This is a genomic window from Amycolatopsis sp. cmx-4-61 (assembly GCF_046548775.1).
Classification (GTDB): Bacteria; Actinomycetota; Actinomycetes; order Mycobacteriales; family Pseudonocardiaceae; genus Amycolatopsis.
This window is the reverse complement of record NZ_JAEBEI010000003.1, coordinates 287,936-310,490: the sequence shown is the minus strand read 5'-3', so window position 1 is coordinate 310,490 and position 22,555 is coordinate 287,936. Positions and strand designations below refer to the sequence as shown.

The 22,555-nt window shown below is 71.3% G+C and carries 20 protein-coding genes and 1 pseudogene; 14 read left to right on the top strand and 7 right to left on the bottom strand.

Annotated elements, in window-relative coordinates; all coding sequences use genetic code 11:
• Positions 1-344: 344 nt before the first annotated feature.
• Positions 345-1,817: a trypsin-like serine protease gene (locus ACLJOU_RS13815; RefSeq protein ID WP_410567237.1), complete on the top strand. Its 1,473-nt coding sequence runs from the start codon at positions 345-347 to the stop codon at positions 1,815-1,817.
• A gap of 94 nt (positions 1,818-1,911) precedes the next feature.
• On the top strand, positions 1,912-3,498 hold the full coding sequence (locus tag ACLJOU_RS13810; RefSeq protein WP_410567235.1) for an FG-GAP-like repeat-containing protein: 1,587 nt from the start codon (positions 1,912-1,914) through the stop codon (positions 3,496-3,498).
• Positions 3,499-3,725: 227 nt separating this feature from the next.
• Here ACLJOU_RS13810 and ACLJOU_RS13805 read toward each other — a convergent pair whose 3' ends face one another.
• Positions 3,726-5,867, bottom strand: coding sequence for an FUSC family protein (locus ACLJOU_RS13805; RefSeq protein ID WP_410567234.1), 2,142 nt, complete (start codon positions 5,865-5,867; stop codon positions 3,726-3,728).
• A 57-nt stretch (positions 5,868-5,924) separates the two neighbouring features.
• Entirely contained in the window at positions 5,925-7,508 is a 1,584-nt protein-coding gene (locus tag ACLJOU_RS13800; protein WP_410567232.1) for an FMN-binding glutamate synthase family protein, read from the bottom strand.
• A 139-nt stretch (positions 7,509-7,647) separates the two neighbouring features.
• Between ACLJOU_RS13800 and ACLJOU_RS13795 the strand changes: the two genes are divergently transcribed.
• From ACLJOU_RS13795 to ACLJOU_RS13780, 4 genes and pseudogenes are all read left to right on the top strand, one after another.
• Positions 7,648-8,613: a TIGR03557 family F420-dependent LLM class oxidoreductase gene (locus ACLJOU_RS13795; RefSeq protein ID WP_410567230.1), complete on the top strand. Its 966-nt coding sequence runs from the start codon at positions 7,648-7,650 to the stop codon at positions 8,611-8,613.
• A gap of 132 nt (positions 8,614-8,745) precedes the next feature.
• Positions 8,746-9,474, top strand: a pseudogene (locus tag ACLJOU_RS13790) (ArnT family glycosyltransferase); the annotation flags it as partial.
• 283 nt (positions 9,475-9,757) lie between these two features.
• A complete protein-coding gene (locus ACLJOU_RS13785; RefSeq protein ID WP_410567604.1) occupies positions 9,758-10,648 on the top strand; it encodes a hypothetical protein in 891 nt (296 codons plus the stop codon).
• Between the two features lie 77 nt (positions 10,649-10,725).
• Positions 10,726-11,571 carry a hypothetical protein gene (locus ACLJOU_RS13780; RefSeq protein ID WP_410567592.1) on the top strand — a complete coding sequence of 282 codons (846 nt, stop codon included), beginning with the start codon at positions 10,726-10,728 and terminating at the stop codon, positions 11,569-11,571.
• Here ACLJOU_RS13780 and ACLJOU_RS13775 read toward each other — a convergent pair.
• A complete protein-coding gene (locus ACLJOU_RS13775; RefSeq protein ID WP_410567228.1) occupies positions 11,526-11,819 on the bottom strand; it encodes a hypothetical protein in 294 nt (97 codons plus the stop codon). The genes ACLJOU_RS13780 and ACLJOU_RS13775 overlap by 46 nt on opposite strands.
• Positions 11,820-12,414: 595 nt before the next feature.
• On the opposite strand from ACLJOU_RS13775, the gene ACLJOU_RS13770 reads away from it, so the two are divergent.
• The 3 genes from ACLJOU_RS13770 (at position 12,415) to ACLJOU_RS13760 (ending at position 14,082) form a co-directional block, all read left to right on the top strand.
• The gene (locus ACLJOU_RS13770; protein WP_410567227.1) at positions 12,415-13,014 is read left to right on the top strand and encodes a hypothetical protein; all 600 of its coding nucleotides are present in this window, start codon (positions 12,415-12,417) and stop codon (positions 13,012-13,014) included.
• A gap of 19 nt (positions 13,015-13,033) precedes the next feature.
• Positions 13,034-13,588 carry a hypothetical protein gene (locus tag ACLJOU_RS13765; RefSeq protein WP_410567225.1) on the top strand — a complete coding sequence of 185 codons (555 nt, stop codon included), beginning with the start codon at positions 13,034-13,036 and terminating at the stop codon, positions 13,586-13,588.
• An 89-nt stretch (positions 13,589-13,677) separates the two neighbouring features.
• Positions 13,678-14,082 carry a hypothetical protein gene (locus ACLJOU_RS13760; RefSeq protein ID WP_410567224.1) on the top strand — a complete coding sequence of 135 codons (405 nt, stop codon included), beginning with the start codon at positions 13,678-13,680 and terminating at the stop codon, positions 14,080-14,082.
• Between the two features lie 95 nt (positions 14,083-14,177).
• Here the strand turns inward: ACLJOU_RS13760 and ACLJOU_RS13755 are convergent, their stop codons facing one another.
• Together ACLJOU_RS13755 and ACLJOU_RS13750 are read right to left on the bottom strand one after the other, a co-directional pair.
• Positions 14,178-14,498 (bottom strand): hypothetical protein, encoded by a 321-nt coding sequence (locus tag ACLJOU_RS13755; RefSeq protein WP_410567222.1) that lies wholly within the window; start codon positions 14,496-14,498, stop codon positions 14,178-14,180.
• Positions 14,499-14,644: 146 nt separating this feature from the next.
• Positions 14,645-15,394 (bottom strand): TetR/AcrR family transcriptional regulator, encoded by a 750-nt coding sequence (locus ACLJOU_RS13750; protein ID WP_410567221.1) that lies wholly within the window; start codon positions 15,392-15,394, stop codon positions 14,645-14,647.
• An 85-nt stretch (positions 15,395-15,479) separates the two neighbouring features.
• Between ACLJOU_RS13750 and ACLJOU_RS13745 the strand changes: the two genes are divergently transcribed.
• On the top strand, positions 15,480-16,610 hold the full coding sequence (locus ACLJOU_RS13745; protein ID WP_410567220.1) for an FAD-dependent oxidoreductase: 1,131 nt from the start codon (positions 15,480-15,482) through the stop codon (positions 16,608-16,610).
• 55 nt (positions 16,611-16,665) lie between these two features.
• Here ACLJOU_RS13745 and ACLJOU_RS13740 read toward each other — a convergent pair whose 3' ends face one another.
• The gene (locus tag ACLJOU_RS13740) at positions 16,666-17,568 is read right to left on the bottom strand and encodes a helix-turn-helix domain-containing protein (RefSeq protein WP_410567219.1); all 903 of its coding nucleotides are present in this window, start codon (positions 17,566-17,568) and stop codon (positions 16,666-16,668) included.
• 137 nt (positions 17,569-17,705) lie between these two features.
• On the opposite strand from ACLJOU_RS13740, the gene ACLJOU_RS13735 reads away from it, so the two are divergent.
• Both ACLJOU_RS13735 and ACLJOU_RS13730 read left to right on the top strand, forming a co-directional pair.
• Complete coding sequence (locus ACLJOU_RS13735) at positions 17,706-18,623, top strand: MBL fold metallo-hydrolase (RefSeq protein ID WP_410567218.1); 918 nt, start codon at positions 17,706-17,708, stop codon at positions 18,621-18,623.
• 25 nt (positions 18,624-18,648) lie between these two features.
• A complete protein-coding gene (locus ACLJOU_RS13730; protein ID WP_410567217.1) occupies positions 18,649-20,079 on the top strand; it encodes a carboxylesterase/lipase family protein in 1,431 nt (476 codons plus the stop codon).
• 171 nt (positions 20,080-20,250) lie between these two features.
• Here ACLJOU_RS13730 and ACLJOU_RS13725 read toward each other — a convergent pair whose 3' ends face one another.
• The gene (locus ACLJOU_RS13725) at positions 20,251-20,742 is read right to left on the bottom strand and encodes a nuclear transport factor 2 family protein (RefSeq protein ID WP_410567215.1); all 492 of its coding nucleotides are present in this window, start codon (positions 20,740-20,742) and stop codon (positions 20,251-20,253) included.
• A 106-nt stretch (positions 20,743-20,848) separates the two neighbouring features.
• Between ACLJOU_RS13725 and ACLJOU_RS13720 the strand changes: the two genes are divergently transcribed.
• Together ACLJOU_RS13720 and ACLJOU_RS13715 are read left to right on the top strand one after the other, a co-directional pair.
• Positions 20,849-21,457, top strand: coding sequence for a TetR family transcriptional regulator (locus ACLJOU_RS13720; protein WP_410567213.1), 609 nt, complete (start codon positions 20,849-20,851; stop codon positions 21,455-21,457).
• A gap of 208 nt (positions 21,458-21,665) precedes the next feature.
• The gene (locus ACLJOU_RS13715; RefSeq protein WP_410567211.1) at positions 21,666-22,478 is read left to right on the top strand and encodes a hypothetical protein; all 813 of its coding nucleotides are present in this window, start codon (positions 21,666-21,668) and stop codon (positions 22,476-22,478) included.
• The last annotated feature ends 77 nt before the right edge of the window (positions 22,479-22,555 follow it).

Here is a 22,555-nt window from a genome sequence, read left to right as displayed (position 1 = left end):
GGGTTGCTTCGATCCGGCCAGCGAGCAGGTAGGGTGGAACCGGGCAACTGGCGACGGGGAGGGGCCTGTGCCGGGGGAATTCGTGCGTGGCCCGGACCGATGACCACAGCGACCGCGCGGCGGCTGTGGTCACCACGGTCGTGGACGTTCACGGCGCGGATCGAATCGACGGCTTCGGTCGGTGCTGATCCGGCGAAGCCGGCACTTGCCACCCTCCCGACGACGACTGCCGGTACCGGACCGGGGACGAGGGAGCGGATCGGGTGCGAATTCGGAAAATAGTGCTTTCGGCGGTCGTGCTGAGTGCTGGAGTGGTGGTTTTCCCGGCTGCCCCAGCCGACGCGGTGAGCGGGGGAACCGCGGCATCGGACGGCAGTTACGGCTACGCCGCGCGAATCGTGGTCAACGGCACGACCGCGGGGTGCTCGGGAGCGCTGGTGGCGCAGGGCTGGGTGATCACCGCGAAGCGATGCTTCGGCCCCGACGTAGTGGAGGGGCAGCCGCCGCAGCCGACGACGGTGTCGTTGGGACCGAAGGTTCCCACGCCAGGGCCGGGCGAACTGCTGGAACTGCCGGTGGTCGACCGGCTGGTGCCGTCCCCGGACCGGGACGTGGTGCTGGCGCATCTGACTCCCGCCCGTCCGGGTTCTCTGCCGGCCGGCACGCCGGTGCCGATCGCTACGACGGCCCCGGCGCCGGGGGAAACCTTGCGAGTGGGCGGTTTCGGGCGGACCGCCACCGAATGGGTGCCGACTCGGTTGAACACGGCGAACTACTCCGTGCAGGGCGTCACGCCGACCTCGGTGTCGATCGCCGCGACCGGTGGTGCCGACGATCCGTGCAAGGGCGACGCCGGAGGCCCGGCGCTGAGGGCGAGCGGCGACCACGTCGAGCTCGTGGGTGTCACCAGCACGTCCTGGCAGCACGGCTGCCTGGCCGAGACGGAGGCGCGCAGCGGCGCCGTGGAGACCCGTGTCGACGATCTGGCCGACTGGATCCACCAGCAGACCGCGCCGCTGACCGCCACGCCGTCGCGGATCCTGCTGGCCGACCTCGACGGTGACGGCCGGGCCGAGTTGATGGCGATCTACCCGAACGGGGACGTGCACGCCTGGCACAACGACGGGGGATTCGGCAGCAACCCGTGGAACCCGGCCGATGTCGTGGTGGCCACAGGGATGGTGCCCGGCCGGACGTACTTCGCCGACCTGGACGGCGACCACAAGGCCGACATCGTCTCCCTGTGGGACAACGGCGAAGGACACGCGTGGCACAACATCCGCGGATTCGCTCCCATGCCCTGGGAGGGCGCGAGCGTCGTGGTGACGACCGGAATCCTCGACCCGCAGGGGCTCAAGTTCGCCGACCTCGACGGTGACGGCCGAGCCGAGGCGATGTCGGTCGACGCCAACGGCGACGTCCGCGCCTGGCACAACGCCCGCGGATTCGCTCCCATGCCCTGGGAGGGCGCGAGCATCGTGGTGGCCACCGGCATGAAGCCGGGCACCACGTTCTTCACCGACCTCGACGGCGACGGCAAGACCGACATTGTGTCGGTCTGGCCTGACGGCGAAGGGCACGCCTGGCACAACGTCCGCGGATTCACCCCGATGCCGTGGGAGGGCGCGAGCATCGTGGTGGCCACCGGGTTTCCTGACGTCGCTCCGCTGCGGTTCACCGACCTGGACGGCGATCACCGCGCCGACGCGCTGGCCATCGACCCGGAACGGCAAGTGCGGGCCTGGCACAACGGGGCAGGCTATGCCGTCATGCCGTGGGACGGCCTTGCCACCATCGCGACCCCCTACCTTCCCTGACCTCAGAGCGAGTTGCTGCAGCGCAGCCGATTGAACGGACGGACACCTCATGCGCATGTCACGCCTGCTTGTTCCTGCCCTCACGGCTGCGTTGGTGGCCGGAATCGCTCCGGCCTCGTCGGCAGTGGCGCTGGGGGCGCCGGCGACGGGCCTCCCGTATCTCGCGAAGATCACCATGGACGGCCGCGCCTGCTCCGGTGCGTTGGTCGACCCGTGGTGGGTGCTCAGCGCGGCAAGCTGCTTCACCGGCAGCGGCCCGGCCACGGTGTCCGTCGGAACCGCGACTGCGCACGCCGCGCAGCTGATCCCCGCCTCCAGTCGTGACCTGATGCTGATCCGGCTGGACGCCGCGATGACCGGCGTACTCCCGGTTCCGCTCGCCGGCACCCAGCCCGGCCCCGGCACGAAGGTCCAAGTCGCGGGGTTCGGTCGCACGGAAAGCGAGTGGCTTCCCGACGTGCCGCACGCAGCAGCGTTCACGATCGCTACCGCGACGGACGCAACGATGTCGATGACCGGCGACAATGGCGGCGACGCCTGCAAAGGTGACGCCGGCGGCCCGGTGACCGATGGCACCGGCAACCTGATCGGCGTTGTCGGCGCGTCGTGGCAGCACAGATGTCTCGGCGAGACCGAGACGCGGCAGGGAACGACGGCCACGCGGGTGGACGATCTGCGCGACTGGCTCATCGGCCGGATGCTCGGCTTCGCCGCCTACCCGGCGCCGCACGCAGTCACGCTGAGCTGGATCGACGTGGCCAGTGTGCATTACGCCTCGTTCCGGGTTTACGGGTCGGCGACCGGGGATCCGTCCACCCTGCTCGGCACGGTTGCGGCCGCGCCCTTCGTCCAGAGCGGGCTGCAGCCCGGCGTGAGTTGGCGCTACCGGGTCGTCCCGGTGACCGCGGCCGGCCAGGACGGTCCGGCGACGGAGGTGGTCACCACGACCACACCGGGCAACAAGTTGCGCGTGGGAGACGTCAACGGGGATCACCGGGCCGACCTGGTTGGCGTCGTCGGCGGAGCGCTGCAGGCCGACTTCGGCGACGGCACCGGCAATGTGCACCTCGCCTGGCAGGGGGGCACCGGCTGGGACGCCCACGGCGAGCTGGACCTGGGCGACGTCAACGGGGACGGCAAGGCCGATCTCGTCTCGGTGGTCGGCGGTGCCTTGGAGTACGACTTCGGTGACGGCACCGGCAACGTGCACTTCGGATGGCGGGGTGGCACCGGCTGGGACCGCCGAAGCCAGCTGGAACTCGGCGACGTCAACGGCGACGGCAAGGCGGACCTCGTCACCGTCGACGGCACCGGACTCGCGGTCGACTTCGGCGACGGGACCGGGAACTTTCACCCGGCCAAGAAGACCGGCAGCGGCTGGGAACAGGTCGGTCAGTTGAGCGCCGCGGACGTCGACGGTGACGGCAAGGCCGACCTCCTCGGCATCGCCGACGGCAAGCTCCGCTACTACCACGGTGACGGTACCGGCGAATTCACCGCGGCCGGCGAGACCGCGGGCTGGAACGGCGCGACGAAACTCGGCGCGGGTGACGTGAACGGCGACGGGAAGGCCGATCTGTACGCGGTCTTCAACGGTGCTCTCCGCGCCTACACCGGCGACGGCCACGGCACCTTCACGCAGGTTTTCGAGGGCGGCACCGGCTGGGACCACTTCGGTTAGTGCCCGGCAGACCACCTGCCAGCGCCGGTGGGTCCGGCGCGTACCAGCCCGATCACCGGGATGAGCCGGGCCGCGGGGCCTGGTAGTCGCCGACCTGCGGACGCTACGACGAGGGAGCCGAGATGTTCGTCCGGAGCAGTCACGGCCCCGTCGCGGTGAAGTAACCCAACGGCCGCGCCGGAAGACCGCGTCGGCGACGTCTCGGTGCGGTGTCGGCAGGCGGTTGCTCACCGCCACCAAGGGCGATGGCGCTGGGTGGCCACCACGCCGGCCGGCTCGACGAGTTCGGCGAGCCGGGCGGAGATGTGCTTGATGTGCTCGTGGACCCACAGCGCGCACGCCAGGTCGCGCACCGAGGCGCCGGGCTGCTGGAGGACGTCCGGGAAGGCGGGCGGGGCGAGTATGGGAACCTCGCCGTGGTCGGTGCGGTCCAGGCGGGAGGCCAGGTGGTCGTACCAGGCGGCGAGCTGGCCCGCCTGGTCGCCGAGGAGCCGGCGGAACGGGTCCGGGTCGACGTGGGGGTTCGGGAGCCCGGCCAGCGAGTGCGCGGTGAGCCGCGCGCGGACGGTCCCCATGACCAGCCGCCACAGGTCGGGCTTGGGGACGTGCTTGGTGCCCTGCTCGCTGAGGAACCCGCGGAGTGCGTCGTCGAGGCGGGCTCCGGCCGCGGTCGCCGCGGCGGGGGAGGGTGGGTCGTGGCGGAGGCCGAGCGCCCAGTTCGCGGCCGCCGACAGGTACGCGCCGCCGGTGCGGAACGCGTCGGCGAGGTCGTCGGCGACCACGGCCCGGGCGCCGCGGGGCCAGAACAGGGCGCCCACCACCAGGCACACCGCGCAGCCGATCGCGACGTCCTCGATCCGCACGACCCCGATCTGCCAGCCGGCCGGTGCGAGCAGGTTGAACAGCACCGAGACCGTCACGGTGAAGGCCGCCTGGCCGGCGGTGAAGGGCAGCGCGCCCGGCGCGTAGCCGGCGACCAGCACCGCGATCGGGAGGGCGATCCACAGCGCGGGCGCGCTGGTGCCGATGACCAGCAGCAGCCCCGCACCGACGATGACGCCGAGTGCGGTGCCGATCAGCGCTCGCAGCGCGGTCGATCCGGTCGCCGCCGCGTTGCCGCGCAGCACGGACAACGTGCCCAGCACCACCCAGAACCCGTGTTCGACGCCGCTGGCCCCGGCGACGACGACCGCCGCGGTCAGGGCCACCGCGCCGCGGAGGCTGTTGACGAACCACACCGACCGCAGGCTCGTGTGCGGCGAGGCGACCCGGGCCAGCGCGGCCATGGAAAGCCCACCGGGGAAGCGCGTTCGTCGTCCGCCGGGTACGGCGGCACGGGCTTGGGTCACCGCCTCGCGGACGGCGAAAGCCCCGGTGCGGGCGTGGAAGGAAAGGTGCACCGCGTCGACGTAGCCGGGATCACCGGATCCCAGTGCGCGCAGCCGTGCCACGCTCGCCTGAATCCGGCGGTCCAGCTCGCCGGCGTCGAAGGAGCCGGGCTGACCGGCCATCAGCCGCGAAACCTCGCGCAGGCCGGCGCTGGTCTCGATGAGGAGCGCGCGTTCGACCTCGGGTGCCCCGCTCAGGTCCGGGTACTCGCTCGTGGTGTCGGCGATGACCGAAGCGCACCATTCGAGCAGGCCCACCAGGGTGTCGAAGGCCTGGTCTTCGGCGGCCAGCCCGGTGGGGCGGTAGGGCGTCGCGGTGAACTCGTCGATCAGGTGGTGCTTGGCTTCGACCGCCGCCTCGTGCGCGGTGTCGGCGCCGCCGCTCAGTGCCGCGTCGAGGTGGTCGGCCAGCGCGCCGGCCGCCCGCGCCGCCGCGTCCCGCAGGGCCGTGGCGGGGGACCGGGGCGACAGCAGCAGGACGGCGGCGGTGCCGACCACCGAGGCCAGCCACCAGCCGCCGAGGCGGGCCGGCACCATGCTCATCGTGCCGGGGGAGGCGGCCGGGAGGACGTAGGCGAGCAGTGCGGCGACGCCCCCGGCGGCCGCGTTCGGTCCGGCGACTCCGCCGAAGAGCACCAGGAAGGTGACGACGAGCGTGACGATCGCCGCCAATGGCAGCGATGCGCTGGCAGCGGTGCCGACGACCAGCAGGACACTGCCCGTGACGGCGAGTCCGAAGTGGGCGCGCAGCTTGTCTAGCCGATCGCCGCCGAACGACGCCATGACGAGCGTGGCGAACCCGCCGAAGGCGGCGAACGTCGCGACCTGCAGGTCGCCGAGCACGGTGATGCTGAACGCGAAGAGGACGGGGACCACCAGGGTGGCGCGGAGGGCGCGCAGAGCGGCGCTCGCCGACCACCGCGGGATCCAGTCCCGGGGCGCGGCCCGGCGGGTCTTCAGAGCGGGGGAGTCGATCGCCACGCGCCGAGCATAGACGGCGACGGCGTCGCGATCGTCCTGATGGGAGACTGCCGCCGATCAGACGGTGAAGCGGTCCGGATCGGCCGCGGCCCAGTCCGCCGCCCAGTCCGGCGGGGGTTCGGACAGCAGCTGCCCGGGCCCGACCCAGTCGTAGAGCTCCGCATAGGACAGCACCTGGTGGGGGTCGACGCGGCGGCGGAGCATGTGCGGTCGCAGCTCGGCGGGGAACCGGACGCCCATCGACGCCATGATCTGCTGCGCGCCGCTGACCGTGGAGCGCTGGAACCGTTCCACCCGAAGGGACTTGTCTTCGACGTCCAGCGCGCGGGCGCGGCGGGGGTCCTGGGTGGTGACGCCGGTCGGGCAGCGGTTGGTGTGGCAGCGCTGGGCCTGGATGCAGCCGACGGCGAACATCATCGCCCGCGCCGCGTTGGTGTAGTCGGCGCCCTGCACGAGGCGCTTGACGATGTCCGCGCCGGTGGCGACCTTGCCGCTGGCGCCGAGCTTGATCCGGTCGCGCAGGCCCGTGCCGACGAGTGCGTTGTGGACGGTGATGAGGCCTTCGGTCAGCGGGGTCCCGACGTGGTCGGCGAACTCCAGCGGCGCGGCGCCGGTGCCGCCTTCGGCGCCGTCGACGATGATGAAGTCCGGCGTGACGCCCTCGGCGAGCATGGCCTTGCAGACGGCGAGGAACTGGCGTCGCGACCCGAGGCAGAGCTTGAACCCGGCCGGCTTGCCGCCGGCCAGTTCGCGCATCGAGGCGATGAACCGGACCAGCTCACGCGGGGTGGAGAAGACCCGGTGGTAGGGCGGGGAGATGACGCTCTTGCCTTGGGGGACGTCGCGGACGCGGGCGATCTCCGCGTTCACCTTGCCGCCGGGCAGCACGCCGCCGATGCCGGGTTTCGCGCCCTGGGACAGTTTCAGCGACACGCACTTCACCGCGTCGTGCGCGGCTTTGTCGGCGAATTCCGCTTTGTCGAAACCGCCGTCGGAGGTCCGGCAGCCGAAGTAGCCGGTACCGATTTCCCAGACGAGGTCGCCGCCGTGGCGCAGGTGGTACTCCGACAGCCCGCCTTCGCCGGTGTCGTGGGCGAACCCGCCGAGCGCGGCGCCCTTGTTGAGGGCCAGGATCGCGTTCGCCGACAGGGAGCCGAAACTCATCGCCGACACGTTCAGCAGCGCCATGTCGTAGGGCTTGGTGCAGTCGGGGCCGCCGATCCGGATCTTCGGCGGATCGTCGGGCGGCGCCACCGGCGCCATCGAGTGCACCAGGGACTCGTACCCGTCGGCGTAGACGTCCCGTTCGGTCCCGAACGGCTCTTCGGCGTCGGTGCCCTTGGCCCGTTCGTAGACGATGCTGCGGATGTCCCGGTCGTACGGGCGGCCGTCGAAGTTGCGCTCGACGAAGTACTGCTGCAGTTCGGGCCGCAACGCTTCGAGCAGGAACCGCAGGTGCCCGAGGATCGGGTAGTTCCGCAGGACCGAGTGCTTGCGCTGCGCGAGGTCCCAGCACCCCACGCCGGCGAGCAGGAGCAGCGGTACGGCGAGCAGCCACCACCACGGGCCGGCGAACAGGGCCAGCGCGGCGACGCCGAGCGAGAGCAGCGACAACACGGCCACCACACCGAATCTGAGCACGGAACGAAGCTAACGGCGGCACCGGCCGGGCGCAGGGTGAGCAGGGCGATCACGCCACCGATGGGGCATTCGTCCGGTGCGCCGCCGCGATCACCGGTGCGGTGGTGTGCGGAGCGGGTGGCCGGGGTATCCGGCCGGCATGACGTCGATCGGCTACTTCCTCTCGTGCGAGCAGTACGGTCCCCGCGAGCTCGTGGCCCAGGCCCGGGCGGCCGAGCGCGCCGGGTTCCAGCGGCTGTGGATCTCGGACCACTTCCACCCCTGGAACGACGCGCAGGGCCAGAGCCCGTTCGTCTGGTCGGTGATCGGCGCCCTGTCGGAGGCCGTTTCGCTGCCGATCACGACGGCGGTCACCTGCCCGACCGTCCGGATCCACCCGGCCGTGCTCGCCCAGGCCGCGGCCACCGCGGCGGTCCAGCTGGACGGCCGGTTCGTGCTGGGCGTGGGCTCGGGGGAGGCGCTGAACGAGCACATCCTCGGCGACCCGTGGCCCTCGGCCGGGCAGCGGCTGGAGATGCTGGAGGAGGCCGTCGAGGTCATCCGCAAGCTCCACGCGGCGGGGGTGCGCGGCGAAGCGGTGAGTCACCACGGGACGCACTACGAGGTGCAGGACGCGCGGATCTACACCGTGCCGGACCGCCCGGTGCCGATCTACGTCTCCGGGTTCGGGCCGCAGGCCACGAAGCTCGCCGGCCGGATCGGCGACGGGTACTGCACGGTCCTGCCGGACGCCGACCTGGTCCGCGCCTTCCGCGAAGCCGGTGGCGGGGACAAGCCGGTGCAGGCGGGGATGAAGGTGTGCTGGGACGCCGACGCGGCAGCGGCGCTGGACCGGGCGCACGGGCTGTGGGCCAACGACGTCCTGCCGGGGCAGCTGGCCCAGATCCTGCCGCGGCCGGAGGACTTCGAAGCCGCGACGTCGTTCGTCCCGCGCGAGGAGGTCGGCAAGGCGATCGTGTGCGGTGACGACCCGAAGGCGCACGCGGAACGCGTCCGCCAGTACGTCGACGCCGGGGTCGACGAGATCTACGTGCAGCAGGTGGGCGACGACCACGAAGGTTTCTTCCGCGGCTGGCAGGAGCACGTCCTGCCCGAGTTCCACTGACGGCCGCCGCAGCGGCGGACGATTCCCGTACGGCCTCGTTCCACCCCCGGGTGGACGCCCACTTCAATCCGGGGCTTGAGGATTCCGGCGGCGTGTTCTCCTAGCGTTCTGGCGGTAGCCGGAGGGGGAGACATGACGGTGGTGGCCGAGGTGCGGACCGGGCGGGGCGAGCGGATCGCGGTGGCGGTGATCTCGGCCGTCGCCGCTGTGTCGTGGGGCTGGGCCCTGTGGAGCCGGCCGCTGCAGCCGTACTACGCGGCGGCCGTGCACTCGATGTCGCACGACGTCACGGCGTTCTTCTTCGCGGGGTTCGACCCGGCGGGAGTCGTCACGGTCGACAAACCGCCGCTCGCCTTCTGGACGCAGGTGCTCGGCGTGGCCGTCTTCGGGTTCCACCCGTGGGCGATCGCCCTGGTCCAGGTGGTCGAGGGCGTGGCCGCGGTGCTCGTGCTGCACCGGGTGGCGCGCCGCTGGGCCGGCGCGCGGACCGCGCTGCTCGCCGCAGCGCTCTTCGCGCTGACGCCGATCACCGCGGCGATCAACCGCGACAACCTGCCGGACACCCTCCTGGTGCTCCTGTTGCTGCTCGGCGCCTACTGCGTCACCCGGGCGATCGACAACGCCCGGTGGCTGGTGTGGGCGGGGGTCTTCGTCGGACTGGGCTTCCTGACGAAGATGCTCGCCGCGTGGATCGTGCTGCCGGGACTGGCGTTGGCGTACTTCGTCGCGGCGCCCGGCTCACGCGGCCGGCGGCTGGCGTGGCTCGGCGTGGCCGGCGCGGTGACGCTTTTCGTGTCGCTGGCGTGGCCCGTCGTCGTCACGGTCTGGCCCGGCGTCAAGCCGTTCGTCGGCAGCACCACGGACGGTTCGGTGTGGCAGCTGGCCTTCGGCTACAACGGGCTGACGCGGCTGGTCGGCGGCACGACCGGCATCGGCGGCGGCTACAGCGCCACGGCCGGCGCGGCGCTCGGCGGCGAGGCGGGTCCGCTGCGGCTGTTCGACGCCGAGGTCGGCGGGCAGATCGCCTGGCTGCTGCCGCTCGCCGTGGTGTCCCTGGTCGTCGCCGCGTGCCGCGCAAGCGGGGCAGCGCCGCGGGCCAAGGCGGGCTGGGCGTTGTGGGGTGGCTGGCTGATCGTGGGGAGCCGTGGTCTTTTCGTTCACCGGCGGCATCTTCCACGCGTACTACACCGCGGAGCTGGCCCCGGCGATCGCGGCGCTCGCCGCCGCGGGGCTGGTCACGGCCTCGAGCTGGTCCCGGGGCCGGGCCCGGTTCGTCCTGCCGGCCGCGGTCGCGGGGACGGCGGTGCTCGCCTACGTCCTGCTCGACCGGACGCCGGACTGGCTGCCGTGGCTGCGGTACACCGTGCTGGCCCTGGCGTTGCTCTCCGTCGTCGCGGTACTGCTGCGGGCGGCCCGCGTCGCGGCCGTGATCGGCTTGGCCGCCGTCGTGGCCGGGCCCGCGGCCTTCGTCGTCGATACCGCGGTGCGGCCGAGGAGCGTGCTGGAGAGCGCCGACCCGGTCGCCGGGCCACCGTCGACGGCTGCGCTGCATACCGTCTTCAGCGTCAACACCACCGGTGCGGGCGCCGCGGCCGGGTACGTCCGGTTCATCGACAGCGCGTACCGGCTCAGCCCCGGTCAGCGCCAGGTGCTCGCGTTCGCGCAGGCGTCGTCCGCCGGCATCACCCTGGCCGTCGAGGGCGGTACGTACGGCGCGGACCCGTTCGTGCTGAACACCGAGGCGCGCGTCGCGCCGCTCGGCGGTTACCTCGGCTTCGACCCGGCGCCGTCGGCCGCGGAGCTCCCGCAGTGGGTCGCGGCCGGGAAACTGCGGTTCGTGCTGCTGCCGAAGGTGTTCGTCGACATCGCCCGCGCCGGGGCGGGGCGGACCACCGCGTCGGCGGCCGACGCGGGGGAACTGACCGGGCGGGTCAGGTGGGAGGCGAAGCACTGCCGCCCGGTGCCCCCCACGCGGATCGGCCCGGACGCGGCGACGGCCGGGGTGCTGTTCGACTGCGGCGTCGCTACACCCTGATCGCGGGGGAGTGCGGACGTCGGGGGCGTTGCCCGGTCCCGGGACACCGGTCGTGGCCGGGCTGGCACACTCGGGCGGTGATCCTCGGATACGTCCTCGCCGTGCTGGCCGCCGTAGCTTCGGGCAGCGGTTCCATCCTGGAGTCGGCCGGGGTCCGGCGGGCCGGCGCCTTCGGCGGCTCGCCCCAGGACCTGGTCGCGCTGCGCCGGCAGCCGCTCTACTTCCTCGGGGTGGGGGTCGATCTGCTCGGGTTCGTGTGCGCCGCCGCCGCGTTGCACCGCCTGCCGCTGTTCCTGGTCCAGTCGGTGCTCGCGTTCAGCGTCGGCGTGACGGCGACGGTATCCGCGATCCTCGGTGTCCGGCTGGCCGGCGCCGGGTGGGCCGCGCTGGGCGTGGGTGCGGTTGGCCTGGTCCTGCTGGGCGTGTCCGCGGACCCGGGCCCCGCGCGCCTGTTGCCGTCCGGGTGGAAGCTGCTGCTGGTGGGCGTGGCGGTGGTGATCGCGACGATCGCGTTCACCGCCCAGCGCCGCGACGGCCGCTGGTCGCCGATCGTGCTGGGGTTCTGCGCCGGGTTGGGGTTCAGCGCCGTCGGGGTCGCGGCCCGGACGCTCGACGCGTCCGGGCCGGTCTGGCGCCTCGTCCTGGAACCGGCGCTCTGGGCGATGATCGCCAACGGGCTCGTCGCGGCGGTGGCGTTCGCGATGGCCCTGCAACGCGGCCGGGCGACGGCAGTCACCGCGATCATGTTCACCACCAACACGGCGGTGTCCTCGCTCATCGGCCTGGTGGTGCTGAACGACCGGGTCCGCGAGGGCTTCACCGCCGCGGCCGCGGCGGGGTTCGTCCTGGCGGTGGCGGGAGCGATCGGCACCGCGCACTACGCGGCCGCCCATCGGACGGAGCCCAGTACTTCCGCTGCGTGAGCGAGCGGGGGGGGGTACTGCGAGAACTGGCCGACCAGCAGAGCCGGGGGCTTGGTGACCAGCACCAGCGGCTCACGCCGGGAGTCGGGCCGGCCGATGGTCATGGTGAACGGCAGCTTCAGGATCTGCTCGTACCGCGGCGGAGTCCGCTGGGTGAGCTTGAGCACGCTCGCGCCGTCGACGTCGTCCTGTTCCGGCGTGATCGTGCCCCCGTCCTGACGCGAGCGGCCGGGCAGGTCGCCGCTCATCCTGAACCCGGCGATCCGCGACCGCCTGCTGTTCGCCGGGTCGTCCGGGGTTCACGTCGACCGGACCGTTACGACAGTCGACAGGGGCGGAATACTGGGCGAAGATGCGAAAAGCGTTGCTCTTCGATGCGTGAGCTCGCGTTTGAAGCGTTTCTTCGAAGATTGCCCACGAATTGCTACTATATAGAGGGTCGATGCGCGGCAATATCAACTGTTTGTGGACATAGTGCGATCACTGACTATTATGCCCATTTTGTGTGCAACGGGTATATTTACCCCCGGACGGCGGTACTGTCTGTGACTTGGTCCCTGATTCACTAGGGGTTGCTCGCGCAAGGGGTGTAGGGGGAATTGCTGAGCGCAGGGGAGGGGTGGACGGTGAATTGTCTGCTGTCAGTGCCACCTGAAGATTTCCTCGTTGATTCGAGTCTCGCTCAGATTTCCTGAGCCTTTGGTTCTCTGGTTCACGCTTCGGCGACCGCGAACGCTGCCGAAGAAAATCCTGCACTTCCGCGGGGGTGTACGAACCACGGTGTTCTGATGTAGCGATATTCGAGGGGATGCAATGCAGTCCAGAATTGTGAGATCGGCGTTCGTGATCGCCGTGGCCGCGTCGGCGGTCATCGTCGGCAGCGGTCTTGCGCAGGCTTCGCCCGCGCCGCACCGATCGGCTTCGGTGTCAACGCGTGTACTGCCGGCCGGCGCCAAGGTCACCAAGATGAGGGTCTCCGGCGTGAATCGGCAGGTCGCTGAAGCCCACGGGTTCAAGGTCGTCACCGGACCCGATGGGATCCAGCACGCCGTGCCCACGCCGGCGGCTGTCAACCCGGACGGAACTCCGTACCGGCCGAAGGTCCATCCCGACAACGTCGTGGAGGGCGACTGCGGGGACTCCTACCTGTGGATCCACGCCGTCGGGGGCTACGTCTCGGAGATCGAGACGGGGTTCGACCTCGACGATGCCGCCATCGCGTTCTACTGGCGGGTCAACCGCTCCGACCCCTACGGCTCGGACAGCAACTCCTGGGGCGGCGGTCTGGGGCTGGACACCTCGTGGACCGGGGAATGGGACGTGCACGGCGGCGGCCCCGGGTGGGAAACCGCCGGCGTCGTGACGCCGGTCAGTGACGCCCTGCTGTGGGATGGTGACATCTGCGCCAGCGGTGGACCCAGCGACACCGAGGACATCGTCTGACCAACCCGGGAGGTAGCACGTGGGTTCGATGTCGAGCGCGCCGTGGACGGTCGTTTTGGGATACTCGCATCCGCTGGCTTTCGCCTTGGCTGTTCGTGACGCGCTCGACATCCCCTGCGTGCTCGGAATTCCTCCGGTGCTTCAGCCTCCCGCGCTGGCTGCGCCGGGAGTGCCGGCCGATCGCCTCCCGGCTCTGTGGCAGGAGTGGTGGGAGGACACGGTGACCCTCACCCGGCAGGATGCACCGTCGATACCACTGTCGCCGAGCGGGCCGCTGGCACCTGTCGTCGAGGACAATCGCGAAACGCTGCACCGCTGGAGTTCGGGGCACAAGCGTGAAGTGGCGCGGGCAAGCAACCCGTTCACCAATGCTCCGCGCATGCGGGACGCGGTTCACGAACACGAAAGGAAAACGGGAACCCGGATCGGCGGATTCCGGCTCCAAGTGACAGCGCTACCCGTGGCGGGAGAGTTGTTCCTGCCCACCGCGAACCTGCATGTCATGGTCAGCCTGGATCTGCTGCGCAATCGCCAAGAGTACGTCCGGCGCGTCATCGCCCACGTGACGTCCTGATGGCTGTCTTCCGTCGTGACACCTCGTACGACGACGCAGCCGGGGAAAGTCGGTCGTGCAAGGTGCCGGCTGATGGCAAGATCGTGCGTATGACCACGAAACCGGCCGACGACTTGCGCAACATCGCCGAGGGGTGCGTCAAGTTGGTCGCGACCCAGTTCGGCCGCGAGCTGGACTGGAGCCTGGCGAGCCTGGACGAACTCGACGGCGTGTGTGCCGAACTGCTGGCCGGGGGACCGCTGGAGGGACAGCGTTTCGAACTGTGGTGGAAGTTGATCGGGGCCTACACCGGTGAGGTGCTCGTCCGTGTCCACGGTGGACAGTGGGGCACGTCCGAGCGTGCGCCCGGCGCCTTCGTCGTGGTGGTGAGCGGGAACACGGCGCTTCCCTTCGCCGTCGCCGAGCGGGTTCTCTCCGGTGAGCCGTTCAAGAGCCTGGGCTCGTTCGGCCGTGCCCTGCCCGCCATCATCGAGCGGGCCGGCGGCGCCGGCTGACGGCTCAGCTCGGGCGGCGAGGGTTCGGAGCGCATCGGGCCCGCGGAAGCTGTGGACGGGCGTCGGCGACGGCGCTCCCTCGCTTGCGACGGACTTCAGACCTCGCCGCGGTCTTCGTGGTCTCGCTGCTCGGCGTCGAAGCCGGCTTGGTAGTACTCCTCCTCGCGCCGCCGATCTCGGGCCCGCTCGCGGCGGCGCGAGGCATCGCCTTCGTCGTCGGGCTGGTCGGCCACGACGCCGGCGACTCCGGCCACCGGCTTCGGCGACGACTTCACGGCCGCCACGATGGCCGTGATGATGGCCGACCACAAGCACAGGCCGGACAGCAGGGCATTGCCCAGCGCGGCCATGACCAGAGCACCCGCCAGCAGGCTGCCGATCCAGACGTACTTTCGCGACCGTTTCCTCGGTGGCATCGGTCTCTTCCCTGTCGTGGCCGTTCACGTCCAGCAGTCGCGTCTCGTCCCTGCCGCGTTACCGGCTCCAAGACCGACGCCGCACTCATCGCTCTCAGTGGCATGCGCGTGCGCTCGGCATCGCGCGCCCCGGCCCCTCGGCTTGTTCACGCGGTGTTGTCGGATACCGGTGGTGGCCGCAGACCGGTGAGGTTGTCCAGGAACAGGGTCAACGTGAACTCGAACCGGTCGTGTCCGGTGCCGGAGGTCAGCTCGGCCGCGTGGCGGCGGGTTTGGGGAAATGTCTCGGCCGGCAGTGCGGTGAATCGGCGGAGCAGTTCCTCGCGGCTGACGACCCATTCCTGGTCGGGGTGTTTCCGCCGCTGCTGGACCAAGGACTGCTCCAGCGCGTAGGCGCTGACGTAGAGCGACATCGCATCCAGCACCCAGGCCGCGGTCTGCGGTGGCACTCCGCCGGCGAGCAGGATCGCCAGGAGCCCTTCACGCACGCGAAGTGCGTCGAGGTTGGTGGGGACCGTGCCGAGCGCGGCGCGGGACACCCCGGGGTACTTCAGGTACTGGTCGCGTAGTTGCGTGTACACGTCGACGATCTGGTCGCGCCATCCGGCCGGGTCCGGTTCGGGTAGCGCGATCTCGGCGCAGATCCGGCCGACGAGCAGGTCGTCGATGTCGTCTTTGTTGACGATGTGCGCGTACAGCGACGACGGCCCGGTGCCGAGTACCGCGGCGATCCGGCGGACGGTCAGGGCGTCGTAGCCTTCGGTGGCCACCACCTGCAGGGCAGCGTCGGTGATCCGGTCGACCGTGATGGGTTTCTTGGCGGGTGCGGACGCCACTGGACCGCCGTCGGGTTGGGCGTGCCGCGCAGCGCGGCGGTGCCGGGGATCGGAAGCCACGACGTCATCCTAACTTGACACGAACTAAGTTCGTCAAGTAGGACTTAGATCGTTATGACGAACTTAGTTCGCTTCGGAGGTTGTGATGCGTGTTGCTGTTGCCGGAGCCGGTCTGGGAGGTCTGTGCCTGGCACAGGGCCTGCGCCAGGCCGGCATCGACGCCGAGGTCCACGAGCGGGACCCGGCGATCACGGCGCGGTTCCAGGGCTACCGACTCGTGCTGAACCCGGTGGGGTTCGCGGCGTTGCGCGGTTGCCTGCCGCCGCGGTGGCACCCGCTGCTGGACGCGATCGTCGGTGACGCCTACGGCGAGCGCCTGGTCCTGGATCCGCAGCTGAACCGGATCGGTGAGCTCGGCCCCGGCAGGACCGGGATCGTGGTCGACCGGCACGTGCTGCGGCACCTGCTGCTGACCGGGCTCACCGTGCACACCGGAGCCGCGCTGACCGGCTACGACGTGCTCGACGACGGCAGGGTCCGGGCGCGGTTCGCCGAGGGTGCGCCGGCCACCGCCGATCTGCTCGTCGGGGCGGACGGGGTGCACTCGGCGGTCCGCGCGGTGCTGTCGCCGCCGACCGTCCCGGCCGACACCGGTGTCCGGTTCGTCATCGGCCGCACCCCGCTGACCGAGCGCTTCGCCGGACTGTCTCGGGCCTTCGGCTCGAAAATCGCCGGCGACGGGGTCAGCCTGCTGCTCGGTGCGATGCGCTTCCGCACCCCGCCGAAGGAGGCGGCCGAGCAGCTCGCTCCCGAGGTGACCCTGCCGGATGTCCGCGACTACGTGCGCTGGGCCATGATCCTGCCGCCCGGCGGCTCACCCGGCGTCCGGGGCCCGCGGGAGGCGGCACTGTCCATGATGGCGGACTGGCACCCGGACCTGCAGGCGCTGATCGAGCAGGGCGACCCGGACAACAGCGCCCTGCTGTCCATCCGGGTGGTCCGGCCCCGGGAGCGGTGGGCGCCCGGCCCGGTCACGCTGCTCGGCGACGCCATCCACGCCACCTCGCCGACCGGCGGCAACGGCGCGAACACCGCCCTGCGCGACGCCGACCTGCTGCGCCGATGCCTGGTCGACGCCGCCGAGGGCCGCCAGGACCTCATCGACGCGGTCGCCGACTACGAGCGGCAGATGTTCGAGTACGGCGCCGAAGCCGTCCAGCACAGCCTCGCCGCCCTGCCCGCCTTCGTCCCGGACTCGAAACCGCAGCGGGGCTGACCGCACGCGCGTCGGCACTGAACCGGGCGCGCTGAGCACTGACACCCGTCAGCACCTAGCGCAGCGTCCTGAGGGGAGCGCCGGCATTGTCCGCACACGGCAGCTGGTCGCTGCTCGTCTGCCGGAGTAGGGACAGAGCCTCCGCGGAGGGGGAGCCGGCCGGGGTCGTGCACACGATCAGCGTCTGGTCCGGTGAGCGGGCGATCGACAGTGTCTGCTGTGTCACGGTCACGGTGCCGACGACCGGGTGGTGCAGCTCGTAGGACGCGGCGTCGCAGGGTTTCACGCGGTGGTCGCCCCAGAGCGCGACGAACTCCGGGCTCTTCATCGTCAGCTCGCCGATCAGCTCGGCGAGCAGGGGGTCCTGGGGGTGCTTGCCGACGGTGATCCGCAGGTTGCCGACCACCGCCCGGGCCTTACGCTTCCAGTCCGCATACAGCTCTCGGCAGTGCGGGTCGAGGAACAGCATCCGGGTCAGGTTCGGCCGTCCCGTCGGGTGGTCGGGGCTGCGGAAGTCCAGGTGGCCGGCCAGCAGGGCGTGGCCGAGGGTGTTCCACGCCAGCACGTCCGTTCGCCGGCCGAGCACCAGCGCCGGGACGCCGTCCACCGCGCGCAGGAGATCACGCGTCTCGTCGGCGAGCTTCTCGGGCCGGGGGCGGCGCGGCCGGGGCGTGTGGCGCGCGGCCCCGGCGAGCCGGTCGAGGTGCTCGCGCTCGTGGTCGTCGAGCAGCAGCGCGCGGGCGATCGCCTCGAGCACCTCCGCCGAGGCTCCACGGGAAAGCCCCTGCTCCAGCCGGGTGTAGTACGAAACGCTGACGCCCGCCAGCTGGGCCAGTTCCTCGCGCCGGAGCCCGGCCACCCGCCTGCGGGGTCCCCAGTCGCGCAGACCGACGTCCTCCGGTCGCAGCCGCGCCCGTCTGGCCTGCAGGAAGTCGCCGAGTGGGCCAGGTCCGTCCATGTCCCCAGTATTCGCGGCATGGTCCGCTCCCAGCCACCCCCTGCGAGGGGTAGGACAGGCCGGGAGTGGTTCGTGCCCGCCCGCGCGGCCAGGCTCGGTCTCGATCGGCCACCTGCCCCGAACCGAGGACGGACCACATGGAACAGCACCCCGAGCAGATCACCCTGGGCGAGGTCACCGTCACCCGCATCAAGGAGTTCTACGGCTCGGTCGAGATGACGCCGGACCAGTTCTTCCCGGGCCGTCCCGACGGCTCTTGGGACGAGCACCGCGGCTGGCTGGCGCCCGACTTCTGGAACCCGGGGACGGACGAGTGCCACTCGGCGATCCAGTCTTGGCTGCTGCGCAGCGAAGGGCGCACGATCCTCATCGACACCGGCGTGGGCAACCACAAGGACCGGCCCTACGCGCCGGTGTGGAGCCGCCGGGACACCGGCTACCTCGGCAACCTGGCCGCCGCGGGGGTCCGGCCCGAGGACGTCGACATCGTGGTCAACACGCACCTGCACATCGACCACGTCGGCTGGAACACCCGCCTCGACGGCCGGACCTGGGTGCCGACCTTCCCGAACGCCACCTACCTGATGACGCGGCGGGACTTCGAGTTCTGGGACCCGGCCAACGAGCACAAGCCCGTGCTGGGGCGCGGCAACCAGAACGTCTTCGAGGACAGCGTCACCCCGGTCCACGACGCGGGCCTGACCCACCTGTGGGAGCAGTCCTACCGGATCGACAAGAACCTCCGGCTCGATCTCGCGCCGGGGCACACCCCCGGCTCGTCCGTGCTCACCCTCGAGTCCGGTGGCGACCGGGCGCTGTTCGTCGGGGACCTGGTGCACACCCCGCTGCAGATCGTGGAACCGGACACCAATTCCTGCTTCTGCGAGGACCCGGCCGAGGCCCGGGCCACCCGGCACAAACTGCTCGGCCACGCGGCCGAGAACAACGCACTCGTCTTCCCGGCCCACTTCGGCGGCCGAGGCGCGGCCGAGGTCGAGCGCACCGGGTCGAAGTTCGCGATCAAGGAGTGGGCGGCCTTCTCCCGCATCTCCTGACACCTCTGGAAAGGAAGCGCTTCCCGTGAGTGAACACCCGGTCGTGCAGACCCCGGCGGGCGCCGTGCGCGGCGTCCGCGACGACTTCGGCGAGATCTACCGTGCCATTCCCTACGCGGCGGCACCGACCGGCGCTCGCCGGTTCACCGCACCCGCGCCGCACCCGGGCTGGTCCGGCGTCCGCGACGGCACGCGACCCTCGCCGACCGCGCCCCAGCCGGCCCGCGACTTCGGCCGGCTCGATATGACCCCCTACTTCGGGCCGGGTTGGGTGCGGGGCGAGGAGTACCTGACCGTCGACGTCCGGACGCCCGCCGCCGACCACGGCAGGCGACCCGTCATGGTCTTCGTGCACGGTGGCGGATTCGTCACCGGCTCGACCCGCGCGGCGCTCTACGACGGCAGCGCGTTCGCCCGTGACGGCGTCGTTCTCGTGACGGTGAACTACCGCCTCGGCATCCCCGGTTTCCTCGACCTGGACGGCGCTCCACCCAACCGCGGGCTGCTCGACGTGGTCGCCGCGCTCGGCTGGGTGCGGGCCACGGTCGCGGCGTTCGGCGGCGACCCGGGCAACGTGACGGTCTTCGGCCAGTCGGCGGGGGCCACCCTCGTCGGCGCGCTCCTCGCGACGCCGGCGGCCAACGGCCTATTCCGGCGGGCGATCATCCAGAGCGGCAGCGGCACCGGCGCCTTCACCCCGGAACAGGCGCACCGGGTCACCGCCACCGCGGCCGCCACGCTGGGGGCCGAGCCGACCGCCGAGGCGTTCGCGGCGATCCCGGACGAGCGCTTCCTGCAGATCCTGCCCGCGCTGGCCGGCCTCGACCTGCGCACCAGCACCGCCGTGGACCCGCTCGCCGGCCTCAGCCCGTTCAGCGTGGTCCTCGAGGTCCAGCCCGCCGACGGGCTCCCCGACGGCCCCGCCCGCGACGTCGACCTGCTGATCGGCACCAACACCGAAGAGGGGCACCTCTACGTCGTGCCGCAGGGCAACCTGGAGTCCGCCACGGAAGCGGACGTGCTCGCCGTCGCCGCCAGGGTGTCCACGGACCCGGAGACCACGGTCGCGGCACACCGCGCCGCACTGCCGGACGCCACGCCGGGCGAGCTGCGCTCCGCGGTGCTCGGAAAGGCGCTGTTCGGGGCGGGCACGGCCCGCATGGCCCGAGCCCACGCAAGGATCTCGGGTGGCCGCACCCACCTCTACTCGTTCGGGTACCGCTCGACGGCCCTGAACGGACGGCTCGGTGCCGCCCACACCGTCGAGCTGCCCTTCGTCTTCGACACCGCCGACCGGCCCTGGCTGCACGGCGACACCGGCCTGCTCGGCCCCGGCCCCGCTCCGGACGGCCTCGCGGCCCGGGTGCACGCGGCCTGGATCGCCTTCGCCGCGACCGGAGACCCGGGCTGGGCCGCGTACGACCCGCAGCGGCCCGTGGCGGAGAACCTCGGATGAGCTCGTCGTCCGAAGAGCTGAGCCGAGCCGCGGATGCTGAGGTTGCCGGCCGCGGACCTCCGGTTCAGCCGCGGGGCGTCGTGGCCCGGACCGCTGACTCAGGCCGCTCTTCGGCGGAGCCGTCAGGTGGTGTGAACGTGGTCGTCGAGGCTGCTTGCCGGTCCGGCACAGTCAGTCCGCGACGCGGATCGCGGCCGCCGCGGGGTTGCCCACCGACCAGCGCGAGCTGATGCGGTTGCGGCGCACGAGCCACACGTGGTCGTGGTCGCGGACCAGGTCGGTTTCGAACCGGTTGCCCAGCAGGAGGTGGTCCTGGGTCTCGACCGACGGCCCCTCGCCGCTCCGGTGGTGCTGCCCGATCAGGTAGCACGTCAGCTTGGCCGTGTCCCCGTCGACCAGGACGCGGATGTTGGACAGGGCGTGGAACGTGTCCATCGCCGTTCCCACCGTCCTCATCAGGGTTTCGACGACGGTCTCGCGGCCGACGTAGGGCTCGAACGCGTGGATGCTGTGGTCGATGCCCGACAGGTCGAACACGGCGTCCTCGGTGAACGCGGAGCGCAGCAGTTCCTCGTTGCCGAAGTCGATCCCTTCGACAATGCGGGTGACCGCGTCCACGATGCCGTCGCGGTCGGTGTAGGCCGTCGTCTCGGTCAGATTCATCAGAGTCCTCACTTCGCACGTCTCCAACGCCAACGTTGTCGTTGGCAAGGCCGACGTTATCACCCGCTGTCACCAACGGCAACGTTGGCGGCGGTACTCTCGGCTCATGAAGCGCACTGTCGAGGAAACGCGGGACCGTCTGCGCGCCGCGGCGAAGGTGGAGTTCGCCGCGTATGGGCCCGAAGGCACGACAGTGACCCGCATCGCCGCCCGGGCCGGAGTCAACAAGGAGCGGCTCTACGCCTACTTCGGGGACAAGGACGCTCTGTTCGACGAGGTGCTCACCGACGCCCTCGAGGAGCTTTCGCGCGTGGTCGCGCCGGACGGTCTCCGCTTCGACGACCTGGGCGAGTTCGCGGGACGAACTTTCGACTACTACGGTCGGCACCCGGAACTGGCCCGCCTGCTCCAATGGGAAGGCCTGCGCGGCGCGCCACCGGTCAACGCGGAGGTGCGCGTGGCGCACTACGGCCGCAAGGTCGCGGCGGCGGCGCAGGCGCAGCGGGACGGCGTCATCGACGGCGCGATCGACGCCGGCCACCTCATGTTCATGGTCATCGGGCTCGCGGCCTGGTGGTTCAGCGTCCCGCAGCTCGCCACCATGATGACCGGCGCGGCGGCCGGCGACGCGGGCGAGCAGGCCCGGCGGCGCGCGTTCGTGGTCGAGGCGGCACGGCGTTTGACGGGCGGGCGGCCGGAAATCGACGTGAGCTGACAGGGGTTGGCCGCACCCGGCGCCTCCCTCGACCCCGATCCGTGAACGTCATCCTGCCTCGGGTGTTTTCGCGGTGCCCGATTACCGTCACCTGGGTGGCGCAGTCGTTGCGCTGGTGGGCTGAATGCCTTGCGCGCGCGTCGGTTTCCCGTCGGTTTCGGTGATAGCGTCCAGCGCCGGTGTTGATCGCCGGCTCTGGAGGGTAATCGTGGTGAAGCGGTGGCTCGTCGTCTTCGTGGCAGCGGCCCTCGGGCTGGCCGGGCCGGTACCGGTGGCCGCGGCTGTCGCGCCCAGTGGGTGCACGACTTCCATCCAGTGGGTGCAGCAGGGCAGCGACTACTTCAACGGGCTCGGCAGCGTGCAGTGCACGAGCGGGCGGTACCAGGCGAAGGAAGTCTGCCTGAACAACCAGACCGGCGCCGGGTACGTCATCTACGGAACCCAGGTCGTGAACGCTCCCGCGACCGCCACGGTGCTGTGCCGCACCGGGAACTCCGGGCTGTCCGTGTCCGCCGTGACCGATCCGCCGGACCCCGGGCTCACCGGGTGTGTCTCCTGGACCGAGTGGGTCACCCAGGGCAGCAACCTGTTCTACGGCCGCGGGCAGGCGCAGTGCGACACGGGTCGGTACCGCGTCAAGTCGCTGTGCAAGAACGAGCAGACCGGGGACTACTACCTCGTGTACGGCACCCAGGCGGTGACCGCGCCGGACGCTGTCTCGATCACCTGCAACACGGGGAACACCGCCCAGGTCGTCCAGGCCGTCGCCGAACCGGCCGCCACCGGACTGGCCGGTTGCCTGACGTGGAGTGCGTGGATCGTCCAAGGCAGCACGATGTACTACGGCCGTGGCAGTGCCCAGTGCGACAGCGGCCGCTACCAGGCCCGCCTCGCCTGCCACAACGTCCAGACCGGGCAGGACTACGTGGTGTACGCGCCGGCCGTGACGGCTCCGGCTACCTCGAGCGGAACCTGCCTGTCGGGCAACAGCGTGACCGCCGTGACCACTGAGGCGGCCTGAGGCGCGTGCGTGCTTCCGGTGGGGCAGGGGATGGCAGCCTGAGCCGGTAAGTGCGTTGCCACGCAACGCAATAACGC